Below are 14,808 nucleotides of genomic sequence, written 5' to 3'. Positions count from 1 at the left end.
CAGTCAATAGCTCCAGTGACTGATTCACCGCTATCGGGAGCAAGCCCCCTCCCACACTACGCGCAAGCCCTCCCACACCATGCCTGCGTCACGCGTTGCTCGCCTCACGCGCCAACTGCACCGCGTCGTCGACACTCAAGCCGCTGAGCAGTACATGCGGCGCCAACGCTTCAGGCAGTACCTGCAACACCTCGCGGGCATCATGCCGCACACGGGCCAGCACCAGGCGCTTGCCCTCCCCCCGCACCTGGGCAAAAAACACCGCCAGCGCTTCGATACTGGTGCCATCGAGGTCGGGCGACTCTTCCAGGCTCAGTACCACCGCCTGAACGGGTGCCTGGCGCATCAGGCGCAAGGCCGCCCCCAGGATGCGCTCGGCGTTCGCGAAAAACAGCGCTTCACTGGGCCGCACGATCAGCACGCCTGGCACTTCAACAGCATCGGCATGGTGCTGGCGATCGACAAAATCATGACTGTCACCCAGGCGCCCGAGCACCTGGATGTCCGCTGAGGACATCTGGCGCAACATCAACATCACGCTGATCGCCACGGCGAGCAACAAGCCATCCAGCACACCCAGCACCAGCACTGCCGCCACCGCGCAGACCACCAGCAAGCGATCGCGTCGCCACAGGAAATAGCGCCCCAGGGGCTGCAGGCTCAAACCACGCCCCAAGGCATAGATGACTACCGCCGCGAGCACCGGCTCCGGCGTCAGCGCCACATACGGCAGCACCGTCAGCACGATCACCAATATCACCAGCGCCGCAACGATCCCCGCGAACCGTGAATAGGCGCCGGCCGCCTCATTGGCCGATGTCGCCGAATACCCGGCCCCCGCCGGCATGCCGTGGAACAACCCCGACACCAGGTTGGCCGCCCCCAGCGCCAGCAAATCACGGTTGGATGACACTCGGTCGCCATGCTTGAGGGCGAATGAGCTGATGGAGCCGTAGGACTCCGCGTACAAAATCATCACCAAGGCGAATGCCAGTTCGCCCAGGCGCAACCAGTCGGCAAACGGCAGTACCGGCAAATGCCCGAGTTCCAGGCGCAGGTCGATCATGCCGATCAGCGCCACGCCCTGGGCCTGCAGGCCCAGTAACTGCCCGGCCACGATGCCCAGCACCACGACCACCAGGCCACCGGGCACCCGTGGCAAGCGTGCGCACAGCCGCAACACCAGCAACGCCGCCGCCGCCACCAGCGCGGCGGGCCAGTTCCAGCGTGGCAACTGTTCGAGCAGTTGCGGCAGGAAGCGGATCAGGTTGTTATCGGTGAGATGGACGCCCACCACATTGGCCACTTGCTTGAGGATGATGGTCAACGCCAGGCCGAAGGCAAAGCCGCGCAACACCGGCTTGGCGATGAACGAGGTGACGCCGCCGAGCTTGAACAGCCCGGCCAGGAGAAAAAATACCCCAATGATCAGCACCAGCCCAAAGGCCAGGGAAAGCCTCAGCGCCGGGTCGTCACCGGCCAGGCTGGCCGTGGCCGCCGCCAGCACCGCCGCCGACGATGAGGTGGCCGAGACAATCGCAAAGCGGCTGCTGCCAAACAGGCCGTAGCACACCAGCCCGGCAAACAAGGCAATCACCCCGGCCTGGGGTGGCAGTGCGGCAATGCTGGAATAGGCCACCGCTTCCGGCAGCAGCAAACCGGCAATGGATAAGCCGGCGAGAATGTCCTGGGTGCGATTCGGCGGTATGACAACGGGCGTCTCGGTTGCAGTTTTCAAGCGGCCCCACTCCTCCTGGCAAAAACGTGCTCCAGCTTAGCGCTCATTGGCGTGTCGTGGTTGAGCCCCGTCAGGTTTTGCACGCGCAAAAAAAAGCCGATTCGCGGTGTGCGCGAATCGGCCTTGTGGGGTACAGCCGGGTGTCAGGACATCAGCGAGTAAATCAGCGCGGTAATCGCCACCAGGCCGACGGCCGTGACGAATACGTTGGACGCCTGCCCACGGTACTTGGCCATGGCCGGCACCTTGCGGATCGCATACATCGGCATCAGGAACAGGATCGACGCAATGATCGGCCCCCCCAGGGTCTCGATCATGCCGAGGATGCTGGGGTTGAGCGTGGCCACCATCCAGCACACCACCAGCATGAAGGCGGCGGTCATGCGGTCCAGGGTCTTGGCTGCAGGGCGGCGGCCGCTCTTGACCACCAGGCCTTTCAAGCCTTCGCTGGCACCGATGTAGTGGCCCAGGAACGACTTGGCAATCGCCACGAACGCAATCAACGGCGCCGCGAAGGCGATGGTCGGGTTGTCGAAGTGGTTGGCCAGGTACGACAGGATCGACAGGTTTTGCGCCTTCGCTTCAGCCAGCTGTGCCGGCGACAGGGTCAGCACGCAGCTGAACACGAAAAACAGCACCATCACCACCATCAACAGGTGCGCACGGGACAGGATCTGCGAGCTGCGCTCATCGGCATGGGCGCCGTACTGGCGCTTCTGGTCCACCGCAAAGGCCGAGATGATCGGCGAGTGGTTGAACGAGAACACCATCACCGGAATCGCCAGCCACAGGGTATTGAGCAAAGCCGACGGTGCCGGGACCACGCTTGCCGTGCTGAGAATGCCGCCGGTCCAATGGGGGATCAGGTACACCGCCAGGAACAGCAAGGCGACGATAAACGGATACACCATCAGGCTCATGGCCTTGACGATCACCTGCTCACCGCAGCGAACCACTGCCAGCAGGCCGAGGATCAGCACGAATGCCAGGATCGCCCGGGGCGGCGGCATGATATGCAACTGGTGCTCCATGAAACTGCTGACGGTGTTGGTCAACGCCACGCTGTAGATCAGCAGGATCGGGAAAATTGCGAAGAAGTACAGCAAGGTGATCAGGGCACCGGCCTTGACGCCGAAGTGCTCTTCGACCACATCGGTAATGTCGGAGCCTTCGCGGCCGGACAAGACGAAACGGGTCAGGCCACGGTGGGCAAAGAACGTCATCGGGAAGGCCAGCAGCGCCAGGATCACCAGCGGCCAGAAGCCCCCCAGGCCCGCGTTGATCGGCAAGAACAAGGTGCCGGCGCCAATGGCGGTGCCGAACAGACCGAGCATCCAAGTGGTGTCCTGGTGGCTCCAGTTTGTGAGGGTTGCAGGTGTCGTTGCATAGCGTTCGTCGACGCTATTGGCCTGATCATTCATCCGGTCGGATCTCCGCATTTCCACAGCCGGGACGAGTCAGAAAAACCTGACAGGCAGCGCCCCAGCCATAACAGGGGCGCGATTGTCCGGGATTCTCCTGAAGAAGCAAAGACTTAGCTGAGGAACGGTTATGCGACGCAGACGCGCAGGGGCGGCTACAGGCGGCGGTTTTAAAGGGCTCTGGCGTGACGCAGGATAATCCGGCCGTGCACAATTCTATTGGGGCCACATACCTGTCTTGTGAATGAGCGTCGCACGGCAGCAGCCTGGCGCACGCAATGACTGCCCGTTGACAGCCCCACGTCCATCCCAGCATGATCGGGGCATGAGCCTGACTCAGCAATGCCTCACCCGTACCACCACCACGACCGCTCAAGGCGGGTCGTGCGGTTGCCGTGGGTGCTTGAACTAGCCACACACAGAATCAACCCAAGGCCCCGCCAGCAATGGACGGGGCCTTTTTATTGCTCCGTCCTCCGGCCACCACCAGGAGCACTACAATGACTGACGCCCTACTGATCATCGATATGCAAACCGGCTTGTACGATGGCCCGGACAAACCCTTCGAGCGCGAACGCGTACTGGGCACCATCAACCACCTGATCCAAGCCGCCCGCAATGCCGGCGCTCCGATCTTCGTGGCCCGCCACACCGGCCCTGCGGGTTCCCCCATCGAAGCGGGCAGCCCGCCTTGGCAGGTATGGCCCGCGCTGGATGTCGATGAAGCGCGCGACCACCTGTTCAATAAAACCCGCCCCAGTTGCTTCCTGGGCACGGACCTGGCGCAGCAACTGCACGCTGCACAGGTCAATCAACTGGTGATCGTGGGGATGAAAACCCAGTTCTGTATCGACACCACCTGCCGGGTGGCGGCAGAACTGGGGTTCTCGGTGCTACTGCCCGAAGACGGACATACCTGCATGGACACCCCGACACTGTCGGCCCAGGAAATCATCGAGCATCACAATGCAACGTTGGCGGGGGCATTTGTAAAACGGGTGAGAGCGACCGAGATAGCGTTCTGACAATACAAACCCTATAGGAGCGAGCTTGCTTGCGACAATCGTAAACGCTATCACGCGAAACCTGACGGCCCCTCCCACCAGGTTTTTCGCGAACAAGCTCGCGCCTACAGTAATTTTTCCATCCAGACAAAACGCGCCGTCCTGCAAATCCCGCATACTCATGCCCTCAAACCCTTCAGGAAGAGCCTTCCGATGACCACCACTGTTCTGGTTCTGGTTGAAACCATCAACGAATACCTGCAAATCATCGAGAGCAACGACTTTCATGTGATCCTGGCACCGACGCCCGCCGAACGCGCCCAGGCCATCAAGACCCACGGCGGGCAGATCAAGGCCGTGCTGACCCGTGGCCCGCTGGGGCTGTATGCCGAGGAAATCGCCGCGCTGCCGTTGCTGGAGATCATTTGCGTGATCGGCGCCGGCTACGAACACGTGGACCTGCAGGCGGCGAGCAACCGCGGGATTGTGGTCACCAACGGTGCCGGGGTGAACGCACCGTCGGTGGCCGACCACGCCATGGCCTTGCTGCTGTCGCTGGTGCGCGGCATTCCGCAGACGGACGCGGCGGTGCGGCGCAGTGAATGGCCCAAGGTGATGCGCCCTTCCCTGGGCGGCAAGCAACTGGGCATTCTCGGGCTCGGCGCCGTGGGCCTGGAGATCGCCAAGCGTGCCGCCCTGGGGTTCGACATGCAGGTGAGTTACCACAATCGCCAGCCGCGCGATGACGTGGACTACACCTACTGCGCCAGCGCGGTGGAACTGGCGCGCACCTCGGACTTCCTGATCCTGGCCACACCCGGTGGCACCGGAACTCGCCATCTGATCGATCGCATCGCCCTGGATGCGCTGGGCCCCAACGGCTACCTGGTCAATGTCGGGCGTGGCAGTGTGGTGGTGACCGCCGATCTGATTGCCGCCCTTGAACAGCGCCGTATCGGCGGCGCGGCACTGGACGTCTTCGACGATGAACCCAAGGTCCCGGATGCCCTCAAGCGCCTCGGCAATACCGTGCTGACCTCCCACGTGGCCGGCCTGTCGCCGGAAGCGGCCCACGACACCGTGCAGCGGGTGGCTGACAACCTGGTGGAATTCTTCGCCGGCCGACCGGTACTGACGCCAGTGACCTTGCCGCCGCCCAATAAATGACCGATCAGGCACGCTGATCATCATCCAACACGCTAACCTATTAAGCCGCCCCGACCTTGTCGTTGGGCGGCTGTGCGCATTAGATTAGGAAATAGTCCAAGGCCTTTAGAATAAGCAGAAGGGATAAGCATGGCGCTGAACGACCAATCGACCCAGATTCGCCCAGGCGAAGAACTTGATGCCAGCCTGATCGATCCCTACCTCAAGGCCCACATCCCTGGCCTGAGCGGCACGCCCACCATCAGTCAGTTCCCCGGCGGTGCGTCCAACCTGACCTATCTGCTGGAATACCCTGGCCAGGAATTCGTCCTGCGTCGCCCGCCCTTCGGCCACAAGGCCAAGTCCGCCCACGACATGGGCCGTGAATACCGCATTCTCAACCAGCTCAAGGATGGCTTCCCGTATTGCCCCAAGGCCTACGTGCATTGCACCGACGAGTCGGTGATCGGCGCCGAGTTCTACGTGATGGAGCGTGTCAACGGCATCATCCTGCGCTCTGAGCTGCCGGCCGAGCTGGGCCTGGACGCGACCAAGACCGAAGCCTTGTGCAAAAGCTTTATCGACAAGTTCGTCGAGCTGCACCAGGTGGACTACGCCGCCTGTGGCCTGGCCGACCTGGGCAAGCCCGAAGGCTATGTGGCGCGGCAGATTCGTGGCTGGAGCGACCGCTATGAAAAAGCCCTGACCCCCGACGCTCCGCGCTGGGAGGCCGTGCGCGCCTGGCTTAACGACAAGATGCCGGCCGACCACCCGACCTCCAGCATCGTGCACAACGACTACCGCTTCGATAACGTGATCCTCGACCCGCACAACCCGATGCAGATCATCGGCGTGCTGGATTGGGAACTGACCACCCTGGGCGACCCGTTGATGGACCTGGGCAACACCCTCGCCTACTGGATCGAAGCCGCCGACCCGGCGCCCGTGCAACGGATGCGCCGCCAGCCGAGTAACGCCCCCGGCATGCTCACCCGTCGCCAGTTTGTCGACTACTACGCCGAGCGCTCGGGCCTTGAGATCGACAACTTCGACTTCTACTACACCTACGGCCTGTTCCGCCTCGCCGGCATCGTGCAGCAGATCTACTACCGTTTTTTCCACGGCCAGACCCAGGACAAACGCTTTGCGCAATTCATCCAAATGAACACGCTGCTGGAGCAGATGAGCCTGAATGTCATCGGCAAATCCGCGCTCTGATCGCCTATAACAAGGAGTCCCCATGTCCAAGACCCACCTGTTCGACCTCGATGGCAAGATTGCTTTTGTGTCCGGCGCCAGCCGTGGCATCGGTGAAGCCATCGCCAAGTTGTTGGCCCAGCAAGGCGCCCATGTGATTGTGTCCAGCCGCAAGCTCGAAGGCTGCCAGCACGTGGCGGACGCGATCATCGCCGACGGCGGCAAGGCCACCGCAGTCGCCTGCCACATTGGCGAAATGGAGCAGATCACCCAGGTGTTCGCCGGCATCCGCGAGCAGTTCGGGCGCCTGGACATCCTGGTCAACAACGCCGCGACCAACCCGCAGTTCTGCAACGTACTGGACACCGACCTCGGGGCCTTCCAGAAGACCGTTGACGTGAACATTCGCGGCTACTTCTTCATGTCGGTGGAAGCCGGCAAGCTGATGCGCGAGAACGGCGGCGGCAGCATCATCAACGTGGCCTCGATCAACGGCATTTCGCCGGGCGTGTTCCAGGGCATCTACTCGGTAACCAAGGCCGCCGTGATCAACATGACCAAGGTGTTCGCCAAGGAATGCGCCGAATTCGGCATTCGCTGCAACGCCCTGCTACCGGGCCTGACCGATACCAAGTTCGCCTCGGCGCTGGTGAAGAACGACGCCATCCTGAAAATGGCCCTGGCGCAGATCCCGCTCAAGCGCGTGGCCGACCCAAGCGAGATGGCCGGCGCCGTGCTGTACCTGGCCAGCGATGCGTCGAGCTACACCACCGGTGTGTCGCTGAATGTGGATGGCGGCTTCCTGTCCTGAACACATGCCTGGGAACAAGGGCGCTTGCTCCCAGGCATACCGGCACGGCTAGAAGTCCACGGGGCTCATGTCAATCTTGAACATGACAAGTTTGCCGTCCTTGGACGTCGCGCCTAATAACTTGAATAACTGGCCACGCCGCAACGCGTCGGAAACGCGCCTGGCCGCCAGCGTATCGGGCTGGGATAACGCCAGCACTTGCCGCACCCAACTGTCGGTCATTTGACGTGAGCTCGTCGTCCCTCCCAGGCTGACGTTGGCAAGCTCGCCGGCGGAGGTATAACTGACATGCTTGGCTTCCAGAATGTAGATATCGCCTGCCGGGCCTTCAAACACCCGATCAAAGCCATTCTGCCCACCTCCGTAGGTTCCGCCGGGAAGTACCGTATAGCCATCTTCCGTCAACCGGGCCTCATACATGGCTTCGTTCACTTCGCCCTTGCGCTTGTTGTCCCGGGCAGCGTCTTTTTCCCGCCACGTCTCAAGTAACGCCTCTTCGGCCAACGAGCGCCTTCTATCGGGATAGTGCAGTTGCATCGTTCGGCTGATACGCGCCACATTGAAGTTACCGTCTTTTGAGCACGTGACCGTGCCCAAACCTTGAAACGCATCGAATATCGGCATCCCCGGAGGCAATGGGCGGCGGTTTTCCAAGGCGCTGCAGATGGAAGCCAGACAGTCATACGGGTAACCATTGCGCCAGATATAGGCATCGATCAGCGCCCCTTTTTGCGCCGTTGGCGCACTGCGGATAGCCGGCTCGCAAAACCCGACTATTTGACGCAAGTAGCCCTGCATATAGCGATAAACCCACTGGTCGATACTGCTATTACTCAGATCGACCGCCCCCACATGCCCGGCATAACCTTTGATATTCCGGACCGATTGAAAAAGATCCGAGAGTTGATCAACAGCCAGCATCGGCACCCAGCTATCGGGCGCGCCACCCATTTCAATTAAAATCTCTGCCCTGCCATGACCGCCTGCATCTACCACCTTCCAACGCAGCCATGCGCTATCGAAGTTCACTGTGCAAAAGCCTGTGCCCACCGGCAAATAATGTCGGTTGTCGTTTAACCTGAACAAGCCATCCCGTTCGATACGCCCGGCGCTTACCAGATTGCCTCCCGCCCCCACAGAAAACAGATGGGGTCGCGCATTCGGCACAGCACCTGATGGGTTGCCAAAATTGGCATCCATAAAATATTGCTCAGCCCCGATCATGAAGGCTCTCTTGCCGGGGAACGTCAGGGTGTCGGCGGGGGCCGGACTCACCGGCAACGTGTAGAGCCCCAGATTCCATACCGGATCAATACGCTGGGTCGCCGACAAGCTCACAGGGCTCGGTGTGGCGGTAAGCGAGGAAGACGAAGCACTGTGGCTCAATGACGATGCCGATGAGCTATGACTGAGGCTCGGGGAAGAAGAAGACGAACTGGCCGCAGAATGACTGCGCCAGGTGTTCGTCTGCGGCACCCGGTGAAGTGCAGGACCTCGTGGCAAGCGTGAATCCGGCGCTCTTTCACGCCATTCCCCGGTCTGCGGATCAAGCACCGCCACAACGGTCGTCCCGTCATCCAGGTTCAGGTAACTGCGCGATTCATATTCACGCAATCCAGTCGCTGGATCAGGTGCGGGTATGGGGTCACCGTCGGGGGCGAAAATAGCGTCTCGGGTTACGGCGGGGGTCGTCGGCAGATCGGTAATGCGCTGATAAGTCGCGCTCGGAACAGCTGCGGCTGGCCTGTTGCGCACGGGTATCGCTTCAGGCGGCAGGGGCCCGCCAGCGAAGTCAACGACAGGAAACGCAGTACGCGCACTGGGTGCCGCGCCACTGGGTCGATCGACCGGGCGCCCTGCTACCGGTTGCACGGAAGGGGAAGTAAATTGCTTCATAGAATGTCCTTAGACTATGTTGTTCAGCCGCCCGGAAGAACCACCTCGGCAGCTTATGGATTCAAGTTGAAACAGCCAGCTCATCACTGGATACCTGCCGATGCCTGTCAGCGTCCAATCTCCAGCAATCAGCCATGACGTCGTAATAAACAGTGCCCGTTGTCCCATCGGCCATGCCGATGCCCGTCACGTTAACGCGTGGCGTAAACACTGCGGCTCTTTGTCGGCAGTGACGCAAGGCCTTCAACAGTTGCGCAATCGAACTATTGCCCGAAGCGGCGACCCTGGCGAGATACACCTTGCCAAGGTCCAGCCTGACGTCGAAACGTCCGCCGTCCTTTGAATGAATCCGGATGTTTTCCAAGGGAACGTCGGGGTCGTCATACTTGGGGACCCTAATCGACACGCTGCCCACCTTGATGTGGCCAGGGCTGACAACAATGCTGTCGAGCTGAATATCTTCCGCCAGCGCTGTACAAAAGAAGTCCCAGGTCGATGCATCGGACTCTTTACTCAGCGCCTGCGGTGTCGATAGTTCAACGGTCGCCCAGGACGTCAGATAGATTTCGTATACCCCGCCCCGTCCGCATAGCACACAGGTTGCCAGCTGAGGCGCCGCGCCCAGGTGCACCCGTTGTGAGTGAGCGGTCAGATTTATGCTTTTAGGCGTGCGCGGCCTCAAGAACGGGTAATGCCCGTGCCTCAGGTTCAACGAAGCCATTCCGTCCTTGATTCTATAACCTGGAGTGGCGAAATCACCGACGTAAGACTGCACCGGCGGTAATAGCCGGTACGAAACACCATCACGCATCACCACGACGAACTCAGCCTTCAACTTCAAGGCTGACGCTTGCAATGAACCGCCCACGCTCGTCCACGTCGCTGAGGATTGCGCCGCGTATTCGTCCAGATAAAGCGTGCGGCCATCAGCCCACTCAAACTTTATCTTCGCGCCCGTGTAATCCAGGTAGTCGAAGTTGCTCACGCGTCGCGTGGCCACATGATAGGTGGTATACACCCCTGCCAATTCCTGGTTGTCATAGTCCACATACACACAGCATCGGTCCTGCTCCTGGCTTGCATGGGCATCAATGGCCGTCATCCCGTGGCCGCGACTGACAAAGTAACTGGACGTGCCTGCCGCCAAGGCAACCGACTGACCGGGGCCCAGAATAATCGGGGAGATCCTGGGTCCGGGAGGCGCCAGCACTTCCATGCTCACTTGCGGCTCCCCGGTCGGTTCCAACGCTTCAGGCAACAAGGGCGTTATTCGATAGCCGTCCTGCGTGAGAAAGCTGAAAAGTTCGTTGACCAGATGGCGTTTACCCTCACGCAGCGTGTAGACATTTTCGATTCCGACACAAGGGCCTGGCAGTTCACCGTCCAGCCCCAGGGTAGACTCCACCTTCAGAGCGTTGCCCGAGATCCACCAGCGTTGAATCCGGCTGAAGGGCCAGTTGAGCATGATGAGGCTCCGCTGCTGGCCGTCCTCCTCGATGACGACATCCTTGGCGCTCTCAAGAATCTCGAAGTAGTCGGCGCCTGGACCGCCATTCACCCTGGCACTGCCCCGCTGTATCAACAACTGGTCGTCTCCGGCCATTGCGTGGGCCTTGTCGTGCTCCCCCTTCAAGACAATACGGTTGGCCTCGTTACTGCCGGTAATCACGCTGGAAGCGCCGGCAAGGGACGCAACATTCTCAATGCTCCACAACCCCATGCACTTGAGACCGTCTCGGCCATTGTCGGTCATCAATGTCACGCTGCCCGCCCCCAGGTTGACGTTGAAGCCTGCTGCACGCGGCCATGTCGACTCGCCGAGAAAGCTCAGGGTGTCAGCCCCGGTACCGCCCACCAACACCGAGATCGGCACCCGCCCTTCTGCGCCAGAAAAAGTATCCGGCGGTACCTCGAACATGAATTCGTCGTCCTGGCTGCCGCCCACCAGGTACTTGCGGCCACCGCTGTAGCGAAAGTGGTTCGGGCGGGTGGGCACCCCCAACACCGTGTCATCCCCGCCACCCAGCAGCCAGAGCACACCTTTTTCGGGCCCCTTCGTCCCCCAGGTGGCCTCGGGCAATAAATCGACGGCCCCTTCCTTGGTCGCATCGAAGTGGTCATCCACCTCGTGGATGACCGGTTCACGGACCAACGTGTGGGGGGCCTCACCCGCCTGCTCATCCCATTGATGTTTCCAGTGCCGTATCGTCTGCAGGTGGACCTCGAACGTGCCATTGACGATGGCCTGCACACTGTTCTTCATCTCACCGCCAAGCAATGCCCTGGCTTGGGCCTTGAGGCTTTCTGCGTATACAGTGCGCGCGCGGCTGGTCGTGTAGCGATCGAGTACGCCTTCATCCAAGTCAATACCGGTAAACGCGAACCAGCCGCTGCGCAGGCGCTCATGGGTGCTCAACTCGATGTAATCATCGATATCATCCACCACCCGGCACGCGGCATAAATCCGGGTACCGACAATCAGCACCGCTGCGGCGATAAGGCCTACGGGCCCGGTCGCGCTGAAGCCGGCCAACGCCGAGACGCCCAGTGCAAGACTGAGGGTTGCGCTGACGAGACTGAAACCGGCCTCGACGTAGAGATCCTGCGCCTGTTTGCCTTCTGCTTTCAGCGCGTTTGAAAGCGCAATGCCCGCCTGGGCAAGGTCAAACGGCACGGTCAATACCGAGGCGATCAATCCAGCACCACGGCGTAACAGCAATCCCGCGCGTGATGCACAGAACCCGCGATAAACCGTATGGCCGGCGCTCATCATTTTCTGGCCGATACGCTCCAGCGCCAACTCCACGCCGAGGGACGTCATTTCTGCGGAAAAGGCGCTGCCCTCGAACAACAGCTCGCCCGCATCCCCCGTTCTGAGCGCTTCGCCTATTCCTCGAATGGCACTGTAAAAACCGTAGAGCTGCAGCCCGGCTCCCAAGGTTTGGGCACTCCCGCTTCTAAGCTTATCGGCCCAGCCGGGCAGGCTTTCCATGGCACCCACGTCGTTGAGGTTGACGTCCTGTACCCGCCGCAGCAGTCGATCGAGCTTGACAATCGCCCCGTCCGAAACATCAGGCGTGCTCAACATAGCGGGCGCCCAATCCGAACGTAATGACGCCAGTTCAAACAGTGCGGCGGTGGCCTGGTCACAGGTTGCACTGCTGGCGGACGCCAGATAGTCCTTAAGGTGCACAGCAGAAAACGTGATCTGATCGATCAATGCCTGATCAGCTTCCTTGATACGATACCGCGCCACGTCAAGGTCCGCGCCCTCCACGCGCGCGCCCATATTATCCAGGGCCACACGGCCAACCGAGATCTCACCGATACGCATCGATCCCCATGCTGCATCCAGATCCACCAAGGTCTTTTGACGCAGCTGTAAGGCAGACGCGCCTTCGTCCTGCAATTCTTCCATTACGGTACTCCAGTCACTGACGAAGAACGCTTCGTCGTTATCAACGCGAACACCCTGTGCGCGCACTGCGTCGATACTGAAGTGTTGAGGCATGAACCTGAGGTGTATACGTAGAGCGCTGGTGAATATCCCGATCAAGCGTTCGGCGGTTGCTGGCGAAAACTCACCGCCAGGCGGTTCCAGCCACTGATGCTGGATACCGCCATGGTCAGGTCCACCAGTTCCTGCTCGCTGAACTCCACGCGCACGGCGCTGAAGAGTTCGTCTGAAACACTGGAAGTCGGCAGCATCGCCACCGATTCGCACCAGGCCAATGCCGCCTTCTCCCGCGGCGTAAAGAACGGCGAGTCACGCCATACGCACAGCGCGAACAAACGTCGCTCCGTCTCGCCGCGCTGACGCGCCGCCATCGAATGCATATCGGTGCAAAAGCCGCAGTGGTTGAGCTGCGAAACGCGGATCTTGATGAGCTCCAGCAGCGGCCGCTCGATGGACAGGCCAAAGGTGTTCGCCTCCAGCAGCAACATGCCCTTGAGCGCTTGTGGTGACGCGGTGTAGTAGTCCAGACGGGATTCCATGGGGCAGTTCTCGGGCAATGACACCTCAGCCTAGAACCCTCACGGTATAAGCCCTATAGCCAATTCGACGGTTTACCCAGGGACCATTTTGAGCGCGCCTCGCGAGCGAGTAACCTTGGCACAGAACGAAGACCCTGGGATGAAACATGGAACTGCACGTCATCATCAATGGCCGCAAGGATCTGGCCGAACAGCTGTACCAGCAGTTGCACGAAGCCATTGTCTCCGGGCGCCTGGCCGCCGGCGCGCAACTGCCGCCCAGCCGCTTGCTCGCCGAACAACTGGGGGTATCACGCAAGACCGTATCCGACACCTACGCCACCCTGACCTACGAAGGCCTGCTGGTCGGCAAGACTGGCCGCGGCACCTTCGTCAACGCCCGTACGCCGCAGACCGAGCGCCTGCAAACCGCTACCGACCTGGCCTGCGCCGCCAACCTGAAAAAGTGGCAGTCACTGCCTTCGCCCATGCGCCACCCCACTCGCGACAGCACGTTGCGCTGTGAGTTTATCGGCGGCGCCACCAGCCGCAACCAATTCCCCCAGGATGAATGGCGGCGTTGCACCCAGGACGCGTTGCGGCGCATCGCCCAGGACAGCGGGTTCTACAGCCAGCCCGAAGGGTTGCCGGCCCTGCGCAGCGCCATTGCCGGGCATATCGCGTTTTCCCGTGGGGTCAAATGCCGCGACAGCGACATCGTGGTCACCAACGGTGCGCAACAGGCGTTGGACCTGATCGCCCGTGTGGTGCTGGAACCGGGCAGCATCGTCGCCATGGAAGACCCCGGCTACAGCCCCGCGCGTCAATTGTTCATGGCGATGGGGGCCTTGGTCATTGGCGTTCCCGTCGATGAACACGGTATCCAGGTCGACCGGATCCCCGATGGCACGCGACTGATCTATGTCACGCCGTCGCACCAATTCCCACTCGGCATGCCCATGAGCCTGGCACGTCGCGAAGCCTTGCTGGCCCGCGCATTCGAGCTGGGGGCGATCATTATCGAGGATGACTACGACAGCGAGTTCCGCTACGAAGGCCGCCCCACCGATTCCCTGCAAAGCCTGGACACCCGTGGCGTGGTCACCTACGTCGGCACCTTCTCCAAAACCCTGCTGCCCGAGCTGCGCCTGGGTTATGCGGTGCTGCCCCCGGCGATCTACGGTGCGGTGCTCAAGGCCAAGCAATTGACCGACCAGCACAGCTCCACATTGCCGCAATGGGCGCTGGCCAAGTTCATCAGCGAAGGCTATTTGCTCAAGCATATTCGCCGCTGCCACACCGTGTACGCCGGGCGCCGCGAGCGCATTTTGCAACGCCTGGCGGGCGACCTTGCGCCGTGGTTCGAAGCGGTGCCCAGCGTGGCCGGGTTCCATATGGCGGCGTTGTGCAAAGTACCGGTGAATATCCCGTTGCTGATGGAATTGGCACGCCAGGTGGAAGTCGGCCTGTACCCGCTGGACGTGTTCTTCCACGACACGCCGGTGCGTCCGGGCCTGATCATCGGGTTTGGGGCCATCGAGACCCTCGACATCGACCCGGCGCTGGACAAGGTGCGCGATATTCTCCAGCAGATTGGCTAAGGGGTTTTCCACCGGATTG

General features: G+C 61.1%; 10 protein-coding genes. 5 read left to right on the top strand and 5 right to left on the bottom strand.

All coding sequences use genetic code 11. From position 1 onward, the window contains the following. Nucleotides 1-88: 88 nt before the first annotated feature. Nucleotides 89-1,738: a SulP family inorganic anion transporter gene (locus P2T68_RS15920; protein WP_150295051.1), complete on the bottom strand. Its 1,650-nt coding sequence runs from the start codon at nucleotides 1,736-1,738 to the stop codon at nucleotides 89-91. A gap of 143 nt (nucleotides 1,739-1,881) precedes the next feature. Beyond that, nucleotides 1,882-3,159, bottom strand: coding sequence for a serine/threonine transporter (locus tag P2T68_RS15915; RefSeq protein ID WP_277379571.1), 1,278 nt, complete (start codon nucleotides 3,157-3,159; stop codon nucleotides 1,882-1,884). A 500-nt stretch (nucleotides 3,160-3,659) separates the two neighbouring features. Between P2T68_RS15915 and P2T68_RS15910 the strand changes: the two genes are divergently transcribed. From P2T68_RS15910 to P2T68_RS15895, 4 genes are all read left to right on the top strand, one after another. After that, nucleotides 3,660-4,184: a cysteine hydrolase family protein gene (locus tag P2T68_RS15910; RefSeq protein WP_069076305.1), complete on the top strand. Its 525-nt coding sequence runs from the start codon at nucleotides 3,660-3,662 to the stop codon at nucleotides 4,182-4,184. 192 nt (nucleotides 4,185-4,376) lie between these two features. Continuing rightward, the gene (locus P2T68_RS15905; protein WP_277379570.1) at nucleotides 4,377-5,330 is read left to right on the top strand and encodes a 2-hydroxyacid dehydrogenase; all 954 of its coding nucleotides are present in this window, start codon (nucleotides 4,377-4,379) and stop codon (nucleotides 5,328-5,330) included. 129 nt (nucleotides 5,331-5,459) lie between these two features. Further along, nucleotides 5,460-6,527 (top strand): phosphotransferase family protein, encoded by a 1,068-nt coding sequence (locus P2T68_RS15900; protein ID WP_102624346.1) that lies wholly within the window; start codon nucleotides 5,460-5,462, stop codon nucleotides 6,525-6,527. Nucleotides 6,528-6,549: 22 nt separating this feature from the next. After that, nucleotides 6,550-7,317 (top strand): SDR family oxidoreductase, encoded by a 768-nt coding sequence (locus tag P2T68_RS15895; RefSeq protein ID WP_024075896.1) that lies wholly within the window; start codon nucleotides 6,550-6,552, stop codon nucleotides 7,315-7,317. A 48-nt stretch (nucleotides 7,318-7,365) separates the two neighbouring features. Here the strand turns inward: P2T68_RS15895 and P2T68_RS15890 are convergent, their stop codons facing one another. The 3 genes from P2T68_RS15890 to P2T68_RS15880 form a co-directional block, all read right to left on the bottom strand. Beyond that, nucleotides 7,366-9,213: a hypothetical protein gene (locus P2T68_RS15890; protein WP_277379569.1), complete on the bottom strand. Its 1,848-nt coding sequence runs from the start codon at nucleotides 9,211-9,213 to the stop codon at nucleotides 7,366-7,368. 61 nt (nucleotides 9,214-9,274) lie between these two features. Next, nucleotides 9,275-12,631, bottom strand: a complete 3,357-nt coding sequence (locus tag P2T68_RS15885) for a hypothetical protein (RefSeq protein WP_277379568.1) — start codon at nucleotides 12,629-12,631, stop codon at nucleotides 9,275-9,277. Nucleotides 12,632-12,765: 134 nt separating this feature from the next. After that, complete coding sequence (locus P2T68_RS15880) at nucleotides 12,766-13,209, bottom strand: carboxymuconolactone decarboxylase family protein (protein ID WP_024075899.1); 444 nt, start codon at nucleotides 13,207-13,209, stop codon at nucleotides 12,766-12,768. 146 nt (nucleotides 13,210-13,355) lie between these two features. Between P2T68_RS15880 and P2T68_RS15875 the strand changes: the two genes are divergently transcribed. Then, nucleotides 13,356-14,789 (top strand): PLP-dependent aminotransferase family protein, encoded by a 1,434-nt coding sequence (locus tag P2T68_RS15875; protein WP_168232887.1) that lies wholly within the window; start codon nucleotides 13,356-13,358, stop codon nucleotides 14,787-14,789. Nucleotides 14,790-14,808: the final 19 nt, after the last annotated feature.

Source organism: Pseudomonas sp. G11, from assembly GCF_029457515.1.
Classification (GTDB): domain Bacteria; phylum Pseudomonadota; class Gammaproteobacteria; order Pseudomonadales; family Pseudomonadaceae; genus Aquipseudomonas; species Aquipseudomonas gorinensis.
This window is presented reverse-complemented; position numbering and strand designations above follow the sequence as displayed.